This is a genomic window from Shewanella sp. 10N.286.54.B9 (genome assembly GCF_041468565.1).
Taxonomy (GTDB): domain Bacteria; phylum Pseudomonadota; class Gammaproteobacteria; order Enterobacterales; family Shewanellaceae; genus Shewanella.
The window spans coordinates 47,406-65,502 of record NZ_JBFRIY010000028.1; the positions used below are offsets into that span (position 1 = coordinate 47,406).

Annotated in this window: 12 protein-coding genes; 10 read left to right on the forward strand and 2 right to left on the reverse strand. The window is 44.0% G+C overall.

Annotated features, from left to right (window positions below):
- Window positions 1-66: 66 nt before the first annotated feature.
- Together AB4135_RS10345 and AB4135_RS10350 are read right to left on the reverse strand one after the other, a co-directional pair.
- On the reverse strand, window positions 67-3,651 hold the full coding sequence (locus AB4135_RS10345; protein WP_371992597.1) for a PAS domain S-box protein: 3,585 nt from the start codon (window positions 3,649-3,651) through the stop codon (window positions 67-69).
- Window positions 3,651-4,580, reverse strand: coding sequence for a phosphate/phosphite/phosphonate ABC transporter substrate-binding protein (locus AB4135_RS10350; protein ID WP_371992599.1), 930 nt, complete (start codon window positions 4,578-4,580; stop codon window positions 3,651-3,653). Before AB4135_RS10350 ends, AB4135_RS10345 begins: the two co-directional genes overlap by 1 nt.
- A 326-nt stretch (window positions 4,581-4,906) precedes the next feature.
- On the opposite strand from AB4135_RS10350, the gene AB4135_RS10355 reads away from it, so the two are divergent.
- The 10 genes from AB4135_RS10355 (at window position 4,907) to AB4135_RS10400 (ending at window position 18,051) form a co-directional block, all read left to right on the forward strand.
- Window positions 4,907-6,145 carry a SpoIIE family protein phosphatase gene (locus AB4135_RS10355; protein ID WP_371992601.1) on the forward strand — a complete coding sequence of 413 codons (1,239 nt, stop codon included), beginning with the start codon at window positions 4,907-4,909 and terminating at the stop codon, window positions 6,143-6,145.
- A 46-nt stretch (window positions 6,146-6,191) separates the two neighbouring features.
- Window positions 6,192-6,584, forward strand: a complete 393-nt coding sequence (locus AB4135_RS10360; protein WP_371992603.1) for an ATP-binding protein — start codon at window positions 6,192-6,194, stop codon at window positions 6,582-6,584.
- A 417-nt stretch (window positions 6,585-7,001) separates the two neighbouring features.
- Window positions 7,002-7,352, forward strand: a complete 351-nt coding sequence (locus tag AB4135_RS10365) for an STAS domain-containing protein (protein ID WP_371992604.1) — start codon at window positions 7,002-7,004, stop codon at window positions 7,350-7,352.
- A gap of 25 nt (window positions 7,353-7,377) precedes the next feature.
- Window positions 7,378-8,709, forward strand: a complete 1,332-nt coding sequence (locus AB4135_RS10370; protein WP_371992606.1) for a polysaccharide biosynthesis/export family protein — start codon at window positions 7,378-7,380, stop codon at window positions 8,707-8,709.
- 25 nt (window positions 8,710-8,734) lie between these two features.
- A complete protein-coding gene (locus AB4135_RS10375) occupies window positions 8,735-10,144 on the forward strand; it encodes a GumC family protein (protein WP_371992608.1) in 1,410 nt (469 codons plus the stop codon).
- Window positions 10,099-11,364, forward strand: coding sequence for an O-antigen ligase family protein (locus AB4135_RS10380; protein WP_371992610.1), 1,266 nt, complete (start codon window positions 10,099-10,101; stop codon window positions 11,362-11,364). The genes AB4135_RS10375 and AB4135_RS10380 overlap by 46 nt, the downstream gene beginning before the upstream one ends.
- Before the next feature lie 352 nt (window positions 11,365-11,716).
- Window positions 11,717-13,135 (forward strand): oligosaccharide flippase family protein, encoded by a 1,419-nt coding sequence (locus tag AB4135_RS10385; protein WP_371992612.1) that lies wholly within the window; start codon window positions 11,717-11,719, stop codon window positions 13,133-13,135.
- Window positions 13,132-14,214 (forward strand): glycosyltransferase family 2 protein, encoded by a 1,083-nt coding sequence (locus AB4135_RS10390; RefSeq protein WP_371992614.1) that lies wholly within the window; start codon window positions 13,132-13,134, stop codon window positions 14,212-14,214. The genes AB4135_RS10385 and AB4135_RS10390 overlap by 4 nt, the downstream gene beginning before the upstream one ends.
- Window positions 14,215-14,520: 306 nt before the next feature.
- Window positions 14,521-16,551, forward strand: coding sequence for a WecB/TagA/CpsF family glycosyltransferase (locus AB4135_RS10395; RefSeq protein WP_371992616.1), 2,031 nt, complete (start codon window positions 14,521-14,523; stop codon window positions 16,549-16,551).
- 9 nt (window positions 16,552-16,560) lie between these two features.
- On the forward strand, window positions 16,561-18,051 hold the full coding sequence (locus tag AB4135_RS10400) for a sugar phosphate nucleotidyltransferase (RefSeq protein ID WP_371992618.1): 1,491 nt from the start codon (window positions 16,561-16,563) through the stop codon (window positions 18,049-18,051).
- Window positions 18,052-18,097 lie beyond the last annotated feature (46 nt).

An 18,097-nucleotide genomic window follows, 5' to 3' on the forward strand; every position in this document is an offset into this window, starting at 1 on the left:
CTGTCGTTTTCCTACCTCACATAAGTATTCACCTTAAGCGGTGGAAACATTTCAAATCTTCATCACCTAAGCACTAGGGGCTAAGTGAGCCTTAAATACCTGTAGTGTTTGCTCACCAACTTCAATCACATTGCTAAGTAGCTTGGATATGTCATCAAGGTTACCCGCTTTAGCACTAAGCTCTAATGATTTTGCCGCGACACTTAATGCTTTAGCACCAAAGCTCCCAGCGCTACTTTTAAGCGTGTGCGCCTGTATGTCGACTTCATCTAAATCACAATCTCCTAGCGATTCATAGGCATGCAATAATGACTTTAATACTGCTAGCCTCTCTTCAGCCTCATTGAGGAACACAGTAAACATTCTTAGCATCGCCTCTTCACCTAACATATTTGAAAGTTCTGTTAGTGTCGCTTGATCAAGTATTTCGCCGCTTGGAATGTCAGCCGTCTCATTCAAAGGTTGTTGCAATGATGCATCAGTTTCAGTCAAATTATTCTCTCCATTAGCAAGACTCTCTCTTGTTTTTGGCTCTGCAGTTATTGTAGACCCAACAACAGCGCTTAATGCAATCTTATCTACGGCAGCAACCGTCATTTGCTGACAGTTAGTTAAAGTGACGGCATCATTGTGAGTTGCAGAAGCCTCAGCGCCTAACCTCTTTGCTGCTATCATCCAATGATTAACCGACTTTACCAATTGAGCGCGATTAACAGGTTTAGGGACAAAGTCCTTCATCCCTGCATTCATACATAAATCAACGTCCTCTTTCTGCACATTGGCAGTCATTGCAATAATGATCTGTTGTGGGTCATGCAGCAAGATATGCTCAGTGGCCTCTACGCCGTCCATCTCTGGCATTCGCATGTCCATCAGGATCAAGCCATACTTTTTAGCCGCCGCCATCGTGACCGCTTGTTTACCATTATTTGCAATCTCGACAGTAAAGCCAGCCTTATTTAACAGTGCACTAGCCACTATCTGGTTTGCCGGACTATCTTCAGCTAACAATAATGGCAAGTTTGGTTGACTCTGCAGGTTCGAACACTCATCTATTGTGGCAATATCAGTACTAAAGTTATGTTCACCGCTCAACATCGCCAACATCATATCCCTGCTAAGCGGCTTATTGACCACTTGTTCAAGGCCTACCTTTGCTAGCAATTTTGACGCTTCAGGCACCACAATGGTCATTAATGCCGCCATCAGGCCCTCTTCATTAAGGTAAGAGTCTTCAATCTGTTTTGCTTGCCGTTCAGTCAATTCAACCAAGCTGCGCTCATCAATCAACACTAAGTTAAAACGCCCTTGCACTTTCAATCGATTAAAAATATCTTCAACGCGTTGGACACAACTTACTTTGACTCCATATTGGCGGTACTGTCTTTCAAACAGTGCACAATAGGTCAGGTTTGGGTGTACTAATAATACGCGCGCATCTTCAATCACTTGACTAGAGACCGGTTGCACCGTTTTATCAAACTCCAAATTGACATCAAAACTAAAGCAACTTCCCTGCCCTTGCTCACTTCTTACAGCAATACTGCCACCCATTCGAGTGATCAGTTCAGCACAAATAGCTAAACCAAGCCCGGTGCCACTGTAGTTAGTGTTGTGGTCATCATGCACCTGACTGAACTCTTTGAATAAGGTGAGTTGTGCCTCATCAGCAATTCCTATGCCTTGATCAGTGACAGTGCAATATAACTGAGCTTTATTTTGCTGATTTTCAAGCAACCACATCTCTATTGATATGCAGCCGCCAGCGGAAAACTTAATCGCATTATCAACCAGGTTCTGCAGTACTTGACGTAAACGCTGACCATCACCAATAAGGCTCTCTGGCACATTGCAATTAACAAAGCTGGCTAAAGTGATGCCTTTATCCTGCGCCTTAGGCGATAATATCTGTAGCACCTGATTAACCAGTTTAGCTGCTGAGAAGCTATTTTTCTCTAGCAACATTTGCCCCGCTTCAATCTTAGAAAAGTCCAAAATATCATTAATCGTGCTCAACAAAGCGGTTCCCGCTTCTTTAGTGGTATTGGCGTAGATCCTTTGCTCTTTATTGAGTCGAGAATCCAGTAATAACTCAACACTCCCTAACACCGCATTGAGTGGCGAACGAATTTCATGACTCATAGTGGCTAAAAAACGTGATTTCGCTTTACTGCCCTGCTCAGCTTGCTCTTTAGCCAATTTAAGCTGGGTTTCATACTCCATCCGCCTTGAAATGTCGCGGATAAATGCTGTCAGCAACATCTCATCGCCTAACTGCACTGGGATCAGAGTGAGCTCAACAGGCAACTGTTCGCCATCAAAACGAGTGGCATAAATTTCAGTGGCATTTTTAAGGGCGTTACCTGCACCAGTGCGACGATACTCCTCCAAAATGTCCCGAAAAGTAATCCGCGCTCCTCCTTGAAATAGGCAAGACTCCATTATTTGCCCCACCAGCGCATTGGCGTGGGCATGAAACATCAAACAGGCAGAATCATTGACCTCTTGGATCTCTCCGGTGATATCAATGGTAATGAGCCCATCTTTGCTACCCTCTAATGTGGCGAGCAAGATTGACTCAGTGCGCTGCGCGGCGACTTGTGCCCGCTTAACATCAGTTAAATCTTTAACTAAGCCTAAAAAGAGGATTTCACCATCAAGTACCATTTTCGAAATAGATAACTCAATGGGAAATAACTCACCCGCTTTATGTTGTGCTAATAACTCTCGCCCTTTACCAATAATTTTTGATTGACCACTTTCAAGGTAGTTGCGGATATAAACGTCATGCATGCCTCTTTCAGACATCGGCAGTAACAAAGACACATTTTGCCCGAGTAACTCACTGTCCTTATAACCAAAAAGACGACTAACAGCGGGGTTAACTTCGCTTATTTCTCCCTGAGTATTAATAATGATATAGCCATCTAAAGCCGTGCCTAAGATGGTGCTTAAGCGAGTATTCGCATTTTCAAGTGCGTGAGTTTTTATATCGATTTGCTCAACCATCTGGTTGAAAGCGTGAGCCGCTTGTCCAATCTCATCCTTAGAGCTTACCGGTACTTTAACTTGTTTTTCACCAGCAAAAACACGAGTTGAGGCAGACTTTAGTTGCTGTAGGTTACGGGTCAAATAATGACCGAGCAACCAAGAGAAGAGTGCTACTAACAGCATCTCCAATGCCGCAATCAATAAAAACTGTTTAGTGGCGTCGGCAATGAAAACATCCAGCTTGGCGATCTCCACGCCCAGCTCAACTCGGCCATAGACAACGCCCGATTCTGCCACCATCGCCTCGATATCTAATATTCCGTCGTCAACGCTACTGACATTAATATCTCGCATTGCTAAATGTGCGCCGCTATCCACTCCAGCAGTGACCAGCAAGTTGTCCTGATTGAATACATTGACATATAACACTTGTTTGGTGGAAATGAGTTCGTTGGCAAGGTTATTTAACGTAGACAAGTCAGTGCTCAAGACGGCATCTTTGGCCGCTGCGGCAAAAAGTGCAGCTATTGACTGGGCACGCTTTTCAATTTCAGACTCATTTGAAGATTTTAAATAGCTAATACTGGTGTACACCAGCAGCATTAACAGCAAGCCTTCAATAATGGCGATACCTAGAATCGTTTTTAGTCGAAATGACATTAGCGCTGCTCCTGCAAAGATGTTTCATCAATGACCGGAACTGACAATTGCTGCAACTCTAACGCTCTAACATCATCCCAATCACTGTCAACTGCAGGCTCTAAGCGCTTAAAACCAAGATTATTCAATAGCGAAAGTCCAAGTACTGATTGCGAAAGCGCCATCAATTCAGCAGTCAGTATTTTACGGGTGGGATCTGATATTCGAGGATGTACCGCTATTGCATGGGGAGTATATTTAGGCGTAGTCCAAAGGATCCTTAATTTGGATTGAGTCGCAATTGGTAAGTTATTAAAAGTTCGTCCTACGCCGCCACCTGCATTAAATAACCCTTGCGAAACGGCGAGGTAAACCGAGTCATGCGAACCAACATATTGCGGCTTAAAATCAATACTTCGCTGCTTTAAATTAGCCCGAGGGATCATACTGGCGGCAAAAGCACCTGGTGCAGGAAAGGCAATGGTCTCTCCAGCTAAGTCATTTAAGCTCTTAAAGCTGGCATCTTTTGCAACGACGATAATCCCTTTAAGCTTTTTATCTTGCTCTTTCACTAAAGCTTGGTAGCCCTGTGACTGATGAAACTGGGTATAATGATGTGGATTCATATAAGCAACATCATATTCCCCTTTTGCTAATCGAGCTTCGAAAGTAGGAATATCCGGCGCGGTTGCAAAACGCAAATCAATCTTTGCATTTTGCGACAGCTGTTTAAGTAAAGGCCCCCAGGCCTTAGCCAATGTACTGGCAGCCTGTTGTGGAACAACGCCAAACACTAGCGTCTCTGCGGGAGTCGGAGATGTCCCTTCTGCGGCGCTTACGCTCCAGGCAAACAGAGACAATCCCAAGCTAGTACTCAAAAGCAGACTAGCAGCTACAGCGCGATGTCTACACTTAACGATATTAATGACCTTGGCTATCAGTAAATACATGTCGCTTCCTAACACTTGATTTCAATCTATACGTTACTGAACAAAGCAATAAATACGCCAAGCGCTTTATCATTTCTCCACTAAAATCAATCCTTAAAAATACTCCATACAAAACAATTAGATATAAAATTCAGTCCTATTTTGTCAATTTGCTAAACCTTTTTGCAAAATGCAATTAGCTCATGGACATGACAACCCCAAAAACCTATCCCAAATGACATAAATATAAAAAGTCTGAATTCATACAATAGCTTAGCCAGGCGAAAACTATTCTGGCATATCGTTTGCTGTCTAACTACATGACCCAACAAAATGCGAATTGACTCATGACGGTATTTAGCGACAGGCAAGCAGAGCAGCAACTAAGCATCATGCTTGTCGAAGATTGCGACAGCGAACGCTGTTTATTAGCGTCTTTGATGAAAGCGATGGGTCACAAATGTGTAGACTTCTCTAATGCTGTCGAGGCGGTTGCATACCTTAAAACACATCAGATTGATCTGGTTATCACCGATTGGATGATGCCAAGTATGAGCGGCATAGAATTCTGTAAAGTCATTAAACACTTCCCCAATTGCCCTTACATCATTCTACTCACAGGCAATAGTGAAAATACTCACATAGTAGAAGGAATTCATTCCGGTGCAGATGACTATCTGGCTAAGCCTTTTAATAGCGCCGTGCTAAAAGCCCGTGTTCATGCAGGCCAGCGAATAATTGAGATGCAGCGACAATTGGCACAAAAAAATGAAACACTCAATAAGCTACTCGTCAAAGAACAGCAATACTTAAGTGTTGTTAAACAAGATTTGGCACTAGCGGCACAATTACAACAAGCGCTTTTACCAAATAACAATGAGCTCAATCAACAATGGCAAGTAACGTGTGAATTTAAACCTGCACATGATCTCGCCGGCGACATTTTCCAGTGTTTCAATATTGACGACCAGCATATCGGTTTTTATCTGCTTGATGTCAGTGGTCATGGCACTGCAGCCTCGATGCAGAGTTTCACCCTAGCGCAAAACTTAGCCAATAACCAAGATGCATGGCAAGCCTTAGATGTGTGTCGCCTAGCGAATACTCTCAACAGCGAGTTTGACGATCCACAAAACAGTGGCCGCTTTGCCACTATGGTAATTGGCATTGCCAATACAGTGACCGGGCATGTCGAACTGGTCAATGCAGGTCATCCAGCTCCAATTGTGATTAGCCCACAACACGCTTACTTTGCCGATGAAAATAAGCTAAATATTGCGCCACAACTGCCATTAGGGATCCGCAATAACTATCAGTACAGCAGTAGCCAATTAACGTTAACTCAACACGAACATCTATTGCTTTACTCCGATGGGATCTATGAATGTCGTCACCCTAAGCACGGTTTCTTTGGCCAAGAGAGACTGTTAAAAATCATCAACAATGCCAGAGAACTTACGCCCGACAGCTTGCTACATCACTTAAGCCATAGCAGTGATTTGTGGCAGCAACAACAAGCGCAAGATGATATCTCATTGATGCTTATTTCAAGCCAGTCATTAGTAACGTCAGGCGTTCACTGTTAACTAACTATTCACCTAACGCAAATAGGATTTCAATAAGGAATACACCATGAACAGCTTACAGATAAACCTTAACAAAGCACTATTAGCTAAGCATTCACTGTGCTTAGAAGTCGATCAGTTTATGCTGCAAAACCAAATCAGCACCTCACAAAGATTTAAAATTGTCACTTGTGTTTTAGAAGCTGTAGCCAATGTCATTAGCCATAGCAATAATCGCTCAAAGGAGATGATTTTGATTCTCCACAGCGGCGACGATAAGGTTGTGATTGATCTGCTCGATAATTCTGAACTACAAAATAACCAAGCCCCAAAACAATGCCCAAATACCGCAACAGAATCTGGCCGAGGTTTATGGATAATGCACAGCTGGATGGACAATGTCAGAGTGCAGGAGTCTGTCGCAGGCACTCATTTACAATTGAGCTTATCAACTCAATGAAGCATTCAATATTCAAACCAACTCAAGAATTTTTAATGGTCAATTCACCATTTACAAAGCAATCACTTGATAATAGTACGCTGTGTTTATACTCATAATTTAACACACCAAAGCTAAAGCACAGCGTACTAACCTGCTCATTACAGCACACTAAAATACACATCCGCCGCTAGCCCTATCTAACTCCAGCTTTTCCGACATTTGCAATCTGCTCATTATGCTTTGCATTTTAAGAACTCAGCAATAGCAATCAAATACACCTATGCTGCAAATCAAGTTAAATCATTTAAATACAACAACTTAAAAATTGGCACTGGAGTTGCAATGTTTAAAGCAATGTTAATAAAACCGAGTGCAAAATCAAAAACACTCAGTACTTATTAGCAAACTGTCTTACAGCATTTAAAGGAGCTCACCATGAAATTCTCCCAACTCGCACAGAACAATGCATGCAAAATTACCATGCCAGTTGAAATGGTAATGACCCAAACGCCAACATTGCGCGCAGCCATTTTACAGCAAATAGATATGGGAATGACCCAGTTGGTTATCGACCTACACCAGGTTCACTACATTGATTCAAGTGGTCTGTCAGTATTGATTTCAGCGCTCAAAAAAGTCGAAGAGCACGATGGCGAAATAGTATTGCTTTCACCCACTTCTGGTGTTCGGGCACTTATTGAGCTTACCCGTCTGCACCAAGTGTTTGCTATCTATGAAGATGAAGCCGCGGCAATTGACTACATATGCAATGAACTTGTGAGCTAACAAGTAAAGCATTAAGGATAACGCTATGACCCGCAATCACAGTATGAATTTTTCAGGCACAGCCAATAGCAGTACAAAGCTATGGGATGCAACAAAATCCGCAACAGATGCACCACTGTGCCAAGGGTTGTCGACATTGCTAGTCATCACTCTAGCGACAATATTATCTGGCTGTGTACTGCCACATCATCCAGAAGAGATAGATATCTGTGACAATGTCGATGATGACATGACTCAGTGCCATTTTTACCCTAGCGACACGCCTTATATGCGCAGCAAAACCAGTGAACGAGCAGCTAAAAGTGTAGCTCAGAAAGCCAATGACCCTATGGGCACCACTTGGTTAATGGATACCGCTCAAGCGCAGCAAGCATTGCATTTGCCTCAAAACATTCGTTTATCGGTAGGCGATAGATTGAAAGTTAATGTACTCAATGGTGAAGAGTTTAGCGGCAATGTAGAGATCAATAATGATGGTTATATCTACCTACCATATCTGCAACCTATTCACGCTAAAGGGCTTGATGTACAGCAACTAACCGCCGCAATAAGCAAGCACCTTGTTGATGAAGATTTCATGCTAAAAAATAGTGTGCGCCTCAGCATTACCCCACTCAAATGGGCCCCGGTTGAAGTCACCGTTTCTGGTGGTGTATTTGAACCAGGGCAACATCAGATCAACAAGAAAACAGACACAGAGATCATCGATGACGATGGTAACCACAGTGGTGATCAGGCATCAGAAAGAAGTATCGCTGCAGCGCTCCGAGCCTCAGGCGGTGTGCGCCCTGATGCTAATATCAGTGAAATCATGGTGATTCGAGAGCAACATAGCTTTAAGCTCGACTTATCTGGTGTGATCCACGGCTATCCGGTACCCACCATGACGCTTATGTCTGGCGATCATATACATGTACCGCAGCATGATTATTTTGATGACGCGCTAGCAAGACCGTCTCAAATCACCGCCCCAGGGATCCGGGTATTTCTATCGAACCTAACTCAACCGGCGAGCAGTAACTCGCAATCGGCGGTAGATACTGACGCGACACGCTTTCCCTATGGCACCCGTCTACTTAATGGCGCAATTGCCGCAAACTGCGTCGGCGGCGCGCAATCAACCAACGCCAGTCGCCATCTGCTATTGATCACCAAAAACCCATTAACAGCTGAGGTGGACGTGATTGAACGCTCGATGGATTCACTTATCCGTAACTCTTGGGAAACAGGCATGAATCCGATTCTTATGCCTGGTGACGGTATTGCTTGTTATGACTCTCGTGTTACCAATATGCGTGAAATAGCCAGAACGGTTACTGAAATATTAGTGCCTGCAACGTTACTTGAATTGCTTTAACCGCGCACAAAGAAAGGAGGCGACTATGAAAAATCAACAACTAAGACCTCTACTTTGGCTTAAACGTCTATTCGTAGATGGTAGCCAAATGTCAGCTAAAGAGCGAAGAAATGCATATCTAAAAATGAGCTTTACTCTGCTTACTTCTGTTTGGTTGCTGGTTATCCTGTTTGTTTTACTAAGCCCAAGTCGCTATGTCAGCACATGGACATTGATTTTACCCGGTGCGGGCGCTGGTGCAGTGGTAAGTTTAGACAGTGTCGGCCAAGCAAATAGCTCGGTGAGTTCACCTTATTTAAGTTCAGCAATCGATCCAAGAGTGAATTACAAATCCATTGCCACCAGCAGAACACTTTTGAATGCAGCCGCAAAAACCATGAACATTAAAAATAGTGAATTCACTAAGCCAAAGCTGAAGCTACCTAATCAAACAGGTTTAATGCAATTTAGTATTAAATCAAATAGCGCTGAAGATGCCCAACAGCGAGGCTGGGCGCACTACCATAGCTTACAAGCGCTGCTTTCACAGCTGCGAAATGACGAAGTGCAGCAGCGCGAAGATGCAATTCGTGTCGGAATGGCAAGCTTTGCCAATAAGGTCAGCCTGACTCAAGAGAAGTTACTAGAGTTTCAATCAGAGCATGGCTTAGTGACCTTAGATCAATTCAAAGAGCTAGCGCTCACTATGGAGCGCTTAAGACACAACCGAGTCAACTTAGAATCAGAATACCAAGGCGTGATTGCTAGCCAGAAAATGCTCGAAATACATCTATCGCTTACGCCTAAACAAGCGGCTGGGCTACTAACACTCAAAAATGACCAGTTGTTTCAGCAGCTACTTATCGGTTATACCAACGTAACCGCAAAACTGACCGAGTATTCAAGCCGTTATGGCAAGCGTCATCCACAAGTGGTGACCCATAGAGATGAACAGAAATCGATCCTTGCCGCGATATCAAAACGTTGCATGGTTTTACTGGGCTACACAGATAAACGCCTAATGTTAATGCTATCGGCTGATGATTTAGATGGTCGTGCACAATTGATGCAGCAGCTACTAACATTGGATACACAGGCAAAGGGGCTAAAACGCCAGATAGGTTCACTGTCACAACAGATCCATGACTGGGATCACCGACTGTATGACAGTAATGATGATGCCGCCAAGCTTGAAGATCTTCAAAGAGAGCATCAAGTTGCAACAGCGGTATTTACCTCAGCATTAGCCAAAATGGATGTCGGTAAAGCCGATATATACTCTTCGTTTCCTTTAGTACAGTTAATGTCTGCGCCAACATTAGCCGAGTCAACGGATAAGCTGGCGATGTTACTGGCGCTCGTGGGCGGCTTTGCCGCATCGATATCAATCATCGCAGGGATGGGAATGCTATGGATCCGCAAGCCTATGCTCCAGAAAATTCTGACGAACGCCTAATTTGGTATGCCATCACTGGCACTTACCTATTTTGGTTACTCGGTGCCATGTATGTGGTTGCGCCGGTGATTGCTTGGGTCCTACTACTAAGACTGATTAAGCGCTTATTACTTAAGCAACAAACATATGTCATTAGCAACACTCAGCTATTTTGGATAGCGGCAATGATGTTGATGTTACTCGCGTTAGTCGTTGCCCATTTAACAGAAGGCCTTGGCCTAGCCAAGCTAATAAAATCAAGCATTGGCTGGGCCAAAGGCTGGGCACTGCTGGCCATATTTCCATTAATTGGCTCACTCAATATACGCCCTCAAATTATCTATCGTGCAGCTTGCATCGTATGTAAACACACGCTTATTTTACTGCCCATTTTTGTGCTGGCCTGGATATTAAAACTCCCTAGCACCCTGTATACCTCGCCATTAAGTATTATCGGTGGACCGGGGCCTGAGTTTTTTAGTGTCAGCCTGTATGAGTTAGATCCCAGCAACGGCGCTCCAAGATGGCGTTTGTTTACTCCCTGGGCACCAGCACTTGGGATGATGGGCAATCTATTTTTTATCTTTGCCACTCAAGAGCAATCTAAACGATTTAAATTCTATGGTTTTAGTGGCAGTTTATGCATGATTTTACTGTCACAATCTAGACTGGCGTTAGTGTGTTACCTGCTGCTGATTGGCTTTTTTATGTTCATTCGCTGGCACCGTTCTCCCTGGTTATATTTTGCTGCAAGTCCAGCTCTACTGCTACTTGGTTTAACTGGCTATAGTGTGCTTGAAAAAGTAGAACAAAGTATCGATGCCTTTAAAAATGCCCGCGCGGGTTCAACTCGAGTCAGACAAGAACTGGCTAACATTGCGCTAGAACGCTGGGCAAACGAAGCCGTTGTTTGGGGGCACGGTATTGTAGAAAAAGGCCCGCACTTGGTAGAGTATATGCCAATTGGTTCACACCACACTTGGTATGGTTTGCTATTTGTTAAAGGCTTAGTCGGTGCTCTTGCCTTAGCCTCTGCAATGCTAATAACCTTAATTAGTCTATTGCGCTATGTTTTTCGCAACGCCACCTCTGCAGCTGCGGTTGCCATTTTATTACAGATATTTTTGTACACCTTTGGAGAGAATTTAGAGATTTTAGCCTACCTATTCTGGCCTGGCCTCGTGATCGTTGGTATTGCGCTTAAGCACAATAAGTCAGCATCTAGCACCGAAACCAAATAGAAGCCAAAGCAGCCCCAATAGCCTAGCTTGAAGCCATTTAAGCCCACAATGACTGCGCTCAATTTGATTTGCATTATGCGACAGAGACTAAACCTCAGTTAGAGTCAGAAATTTCAATCTCTCTCCCAGCAATTATCCTAGCCAACAATAAAGCTAATTATCATACACTTAAGCTAAGCATTCACGAGTCTACAAAGTTGGCACGATACCTGTAACTCCAAGTTATAACCGTCGATGTTAAGCCTAATGAAGAAACTATGGCAAACGTGCTGACTTAATTTAATCGAGTAGATAATAAGCGCTGATAGCAGAATATTGGCTGCCATTATCAAATCCAAGTTCAGGTGGCTTCATGCAAACGATTTCGCAACTAAAAAGCACCGTAACCACTTTGTTTAGCAGCGCGCTAGGCAAAAGTCTGTTCTGGCTTGGCTCGGCACAAGTGCTAGGGCGAATAGTACGTTTGGGTTCTAGTATCATTATCGCACGCTTGCTAACACCTGAAGTGTTTGGTCTGGTGGCAATCATCCTCACCAGTTTTGAAGTCATCTGCACACCCACTCGAAGAATTTCATCTGCGGCATTGATTCAAATGGATGATGATAAATTTAGACACGCACTAGCCAGTGCCAATCAAGTGAACTGGCTAGCAGCAATCACCGCCTTCGTTGCCATGAGCTTACTCAGCTGGCCGCTTGCCATCTACTATGATGACATGCAGCTCGTACTCCCTATGATACTCATGGCAACAAGCTATTTGTTACTCCCCCTAGGTATGCTTTACGCTGCGCAAAACCTTCGACTTAACCGCATGCGGGTGGTTGGTCGCTCCGTACTATGGCAAACCGTGTTTGACGGACTGTTAACCGCAACACTCGCTTTACTCGGACTGGGGATCTGGGCAATTATTTTGCCTAAGATTATTGTGATATTTGTTTGGATTGGGGTTCATCGCTATCACAATCCCTTGCCCGAGACCTGTTCAAGCTCTGCAGAGCTTAATCAGTTTGTAAATACTAAGAACCCTAATAGCCTAATTAAGCCACCTCGAATTGGCCTTGCGCCTCAAACGATTGCAATGTTGAAGTTTGGTATGCTGGTAGGCTTAAGCGACTTAGCTATCGCCATGCGTCAAAACATTGATTATATACTGGTGGGTTACTTCCTAGGAGTTGAAGCATTAGGGATCTACTTTTTCGCCTTTAATGCCAGTCTAGGTATTAGCCTCGGCTTAATTCAAAGCTATGGTACCGCGCTTTATTCTCACTTATGCCAAAAAGAGCCCACAAGCAGTGCTACCACGGAAAATCAACAACATAAGTACTGGCATTCGCTTAAATTTATCATGCTACTTACCGTACCGATTATTACCCTGCAAGCAACTTTAGCCCCTTTTTACTTACCACTAATCTATGGTCAAAAATGGCTTGATGCTGGCGCACTACCTGTCTTTATTTTGCTTTGTCTAAGCGGCTTAGTGAGGCCACTCGGCGAGGCCGCTAGCCAGTACTTAATCAGTACTGGTCAAAGTAAATTTAACCTTATCTGCAATAGTATATTTAGCTTAATGTTGGCTGTGACCATTGCCCTATGTAGTTTCTCAGGCTTAACCACTGTGGCATTAGGGATCTTGTTGGTACACCTATTCGCAATGCCGAGCTTTACCCTTTACTTAAAGCTCATTCAGTTACCGTCTAACACCTATGACGCAGACTACCGCGACAAATCAATACAGCCAATGAACAAAAAGCTCACGGGAGACTCATTATGACTGTTAATGACCAATACATTAAAACAGCGACAGCGGCAAAAGTATCTGTTGTTATGCCAATTTACAATGTAGAAGCCTTTGTAGAGGATGCGATAAAATCCGTTCTGGCTCAAAGCTTTAGTAATTTTGAATTGATTCTAGTGAATGATTGCTCGCCTGATAATAGCCTGGCACTTTGCCAACAATTTAAAGACGCACGTATTCGCATCATCAGTCATGACGTCAACCAAGGACTTTCTGCAGCGCGTAACACTGGGATCCGTCACGCTATTGGTCGCTATGTTGCCTTTATCGATTCTGATGATATGTGGCACCCTGAAAAGCTCGCGCAACACGTTGAGCATTTAGATAATGCGCCAGAGGTGGGCATTAGCTTTTCTCGCTCACTGTTTATCGATTATCAAGGTAATCCAATAAACGTTTTTCAAATGCCACAGTTAACAGATATCAGTGCTAGCGACCTACTCTGCCGCAACCCTGTTGGCAATGGTTCAGCGCCTGTGCTTCGCCGCGAAACCCTGTGTGATATACGCTATCAAGGGCTGAATAAAAGTCATCCTCATAGCTGCTACTTTGATGAGAACTTCCGTCAATCTGAAGATATCGAGTGCTGGCTTAGAATTGTCGCCACTACCCATTGGAAAATGGAAGGTTTGCCTGCGCCGCTCACCTATTACCGCCTTAATAACCAAGGTCTATCCGCTGACTTTAATAAGCAATATGCCTCATGGGAAACCATGATCAACAAGGCCAGCCGCTATGCTCCAAAATTGTTGGCTAAATACGAGAATCGCGCTAGAGCCTACCAGTTAAGATACCTCTCAAGACAAGCCATACGTAATAACGATGGCAAAGAAGCGGTTGAGCGGATAAAGCAAGCACTGAAAACCTCGCCATCAATAATGAGACAAGAGACAGGGCGCACCATCGCCACACTTGCAGCCGCATACTTATTAAAGCTACTCCCTAAAAATGCTTACAAAGGCATTGAATCAATGGCGCAATCTGCACTCGGTCGCATACAGCGAGCCAAAATATCTAAAGATGGTGTGACATCAGAGTTGATGAAAAGCCTGTAAACAAATCCATATTAGCCATCGCACCAGCTGCTTTGGCTAGCTCGCTTTTTAATTAACGTCCACTTTATGAACCTCTTAAAAGCTATTTGCAACGCGCAATGCAAGATGCAAATCCCACTAAATCCAGCACTTACTCAACACAAAAAAATACACTTAACCAACTGTATTAATACAAAATATCACCTTTGGCCTATAACCTGCAGTGTTATGACTAACGTTAGCACTATCCACATGCGGAACCGTTGCTAACCTCCAGAAACAGTAGACCGACGTCACTACATCACCCAATACCTAATGAGGCCGACTATGATAAAACCACAAACGCGCCCCACCAGCACAGCGGCGTTGGCAATTCGTATTGTTGATCTATTGGCTGCTAGCGTAATGATATTCATCTGCAGCCCATTGCTAGCTTATGGTTTACTCAAAAGCGCAGTCGCAAATATTAACGCTTTTGAATTAGTGTTCATTTATGGCGCTAATAATAAGACTGTCGGTCTCTACCAGTTTACCTATTCAGGAAAGTTTAAGCACTTACCTGTACTGATTAACTTGCTCAATGGTGATATTAGCCTGCTCGGCAAAAAGGTGGAGTTTGCCTTTGAGGCAACACATACAACCAGCCAGCAGTTTAGCCAAAGCCAAAAAGAGCAAGTTGGTCAAGATTTAACAATCGCCTCACTTAAACCAGGTCTTAGCTCGATTGAGCAGATAAACAGCGCCACAGGGCTGAGTTTTGAAGCATCACAACGCTCACTGCTAAAGGCCCATAGCAGCCTGCTTAACTACCTTTCGGCCTTAGTTAGAGGCCTATTCGTCACCATCCTTACCCGTAGTTTCATGCCAAAAATTAAGCATAGCAATGCACCAATATCGGTATTTGGGATCACCTTAGATAACTGGACCATGAGCGATCTATTAAACGATATCAATCAAGTCTGCCAATCTGATAATAACGACAAATTACAGCAATACAGTTTTGTTAATGCCGACTGCCTGAATATCAGTTGTAACAATGAAGCTTACCGTTGCAGCTTAAAACAGAGCAATCGGATCTTTGCCGATGGGATTGGTGTCAGGCTTGCTTGCCTTTCAAAAGGCCATCCACTTAGAGACAACTTAAACGGCACTGATATGTTCCCTAGATTGTGCGAACTCGCGGCAGAGCAGCAACTATCACTATTCCTATTGGGGGGCGAAGAAGGTGTTGCTACGGCTACAGCGCAAAATATGCAGCAACATTATTCAAAGCTAAAGATAGCCGGCGTCCACAATGGCTACTTTGATATGAGCAGTAATAGCGAAGAAAACAACCAGGTAGTAGCGCAGATTAATCAATCAAATGCAGACATCCTGCTTGTTGCGATGGGCGCACCACGGCAAGAGAGGTGGCTTGAAGATAACAAGCCGCAATTGAATTGCAGTGTGGGTATTGGCGTCGGTGGCTTGTTTGATTTTTACTCCAATCGGATCAAACGTGCTCCATCGTGGTTGAGACAAATAGGTATGGAGTGGAGCTATCGCCTCCTGCAAGAGCCCAAGCGAATGTGGCAGCGTTACATTGTTGGTAATCCAGTATTTATTTTCAGAGTGTGGCGTGAAAATCGTCAGCTTAAAAAGGTGCAAACGACCCAGCCACAAATGGCGAAAGCGAAAACAAATATTGACTATACACCTAACTTTAATGCCAAGCAGGCCAATACTCGCCGTGCAATACACAACCTGCGTAGACGGCTAAACCGCGCTTGTAAACGCCTTATCGATGTGACGGTATCTGCAATGTTGCTGACTGTTTTACTGCCATTTTTTACCATCATTGCGCTACTCATTCGCATTGAATCGAAAGGTGCAGTGCTGTTCTGTCAGACTCGTGCTGGGCGTAATAACCAAGCCTTTACGATGTGGAAGTTTCGCTCAATGTACCAAGACGCCGAGCAAAGACTGGCAGCGATGCAAACCAATAATGAGATGCCGGGCGGCGTGCTATTTAAGATGAAACGCGACCCAAGGATCACTCTTGTAGGTAAATTTATTCGTAAAGCCTCAATCGATGAACTGCCACAACTTTGGAATGTACTCAAAGGCGATATGTCGCTTGTTGGCCCTCGTCCCGCGTTAGTCAGTGAGGTAAAGCAATACAGCCAACATGACAGAAACAGACTCATGGTCAAACCGGGGATCACTTGCATTTGGCAGGTCACAGGTCGCTCAAATATTCCGTTTGAGCAGCAAGTCGAACTTGATATCGATTACATCTATCAACAATCAGTCACTGCAGATCTTTGGCTACTGATAAAAACCATCCCTGCGGTGCTGTTCGCCCGCGGCGCATATTAGGAGCTGACTATGCAAGCAATTATATTCGCCAACCGTAACGGCAATGAACTGGCGCCTCTAAATTCACATTACTGCCCTGCACTGCTGCCTGTGGGTAACAAACCAGTGATGGAGTTTACCCTTGAAGATCTTGTCGATGCTCAAATCGACAAGGTTAGAATCGTTATCTCTGCGCAATCAACACAAATAGAAAAGCTTGTCGGCAATGGTGAAAAATGGGGCTTAGAGGTTGAATACTTTTTAAGCCGTGAGCAAGAGGATGTATCGAGCATCTTACCTCGCCTTTCATTGAATGCTGATGAGGCAATACTGCTCGCCCGTGCTGACATACTAAGAAGCCCCTGCATCAAGTCATTTGTTGAATTTAGCAAGCAGATGAGTGACAGCCATATCATTGCCAAACTAGCCAATCAGAACGCGGGCTTAATGATGCTACCTGGCGCCAAGCTATTTACCAAAGAGTTAAACTGGCCAATCACCAGCAATAATGCCTCAAACGACGATCAACAAAGCATTACCCAGATACTGCACGGTGACTGCTATGTGCTCGACTCTTTACAAAATTATATGGATGCTAACCAAGCATTAGCATCTGCAACCCTCTCTGGAGTTAATCCCAAAGGGCGATACTTCAGTAGTGCGTCTAAAGAGCAAGGTTTCTATATCGGCGCAAAAACAAAATCAGCTTCGCTTACTATGCATAACGCCTGGGGCGTGATCGGTAAAAACACGTGGATAGACGAAAGTGTCGATATGCAACAAAGCATTGTTGTCGGCAAAAATTGCTTGATTGAAAAATCCTGTAGCCTAAAAAACTGCCTGATCTTGGATAATAGCTATGTCGGTCAAGGCCTCAATGTCGCCGATACCATTATCAGTAAAGATCTACTGATAAAGCCTGAAAGCTGCGGCCATTTAGCCCTTGTTGATGCCAGTATTATCTCTGAAAACCGCCAAGTCGTTAATGCTAAACAAAAGGCAAAACGCGTGACAGCAATCGACAAACTACAAGCTTTAGCCTTGTTTAGTATTGGTTTACTGCTAGCACCGCTGCTGTTGCTCATCTCTTTTATCACCAACCCTAAACAGCCGGTAGTTAAAGAGGCCATTTTCATTAAAGGCGCAAAGAAAACCAGCCACCGCTGGAATATAAGCGCTTTGTTCATCGCCCGCCTGCCTCAGCTCTACTGGGTCATAAGCGGAAAACTTGCCCTATTTGGTGCCAGTCCTTTCGAGCAAAAGATAACAAGTCCCAATCTACTTCAACATGTAGAAAAACCTTCACTACTCGGCCTCTATGGTCCTCTGCAATTAGTGATCGATGTACAAGCACCAACTGAGGAGCGACAACTCATCGAAGCTGAGTTTCTGTGTATGAACCAACGCCATAAATACTGGTTATTGGCGGCAAAATCTTTACGAGTTAAAGCCATTCAAACAGATACAGACAAGGATAGTGCAACTCACGAAAAAGCAGCTAAAAGTGCGATTAACCAATAACTTGAACAATAAAGTTAACAACTAAGCGCCAAATAACACTGTTAGA